General features: G+C 71.6%; 1 pseudogene. It reads right to left on the minus strand.

The annotated features are described in order from the left end of the window. Positions 1 to 384: pseudogene (locus OC373_RS18800) on the minus strand (xylulose 5-phosphate 3-epimerase); the annotation flags it as partial.

Consider the following 384-nt stretch of genomic DNA (forward strand, 5'->3'; position numbering starts at 1 on the left):
CGGCCAGCGCATGATCGCGCTCGCGCACCCGCTGCTGGAGCTCGTGGCTGTTGAGTGCGGCCAGGGCCTCCTCGAGCTCGGCCGCGGCCACGAACAGCGCCGCGGCGCCTTCATTGAAGAGCGTGCGCGCCTGCGCATCCTTCGCCGGATTCCCGGGCAGGGGCAGGGGCAGGTTGTGCGAGGCGTTGGTGCCGGCGCCGGGGAAGCCGAAGCCCTTCACGGTTTCGGCGATGCCATAGGGCAGCCGCACGTCGCCATCGGGGACGGCGGCGCCCGCTTGCAGGCGCGACTCCATCACGTGGATGCCCCACGCGATGCTGGCCGGATCACGCCCGTCCAGCGCGATCGGATCAAAGCCGTTCAAGCGCAGGTGCCGGTCCAGCC

It is taken from the genome of Stenotrophomonas sp. Ste96, from assembly GCF_024519495.1.
In the GTDB taxonomy this organism is placed as follows: Bacteria; Pseudomonadota; Gammaproteobacteria; order Xanthomonadales; family Xanthomonadaceae; genus Stenotrophomonas; species Stenotrophomonas bentonitica_A.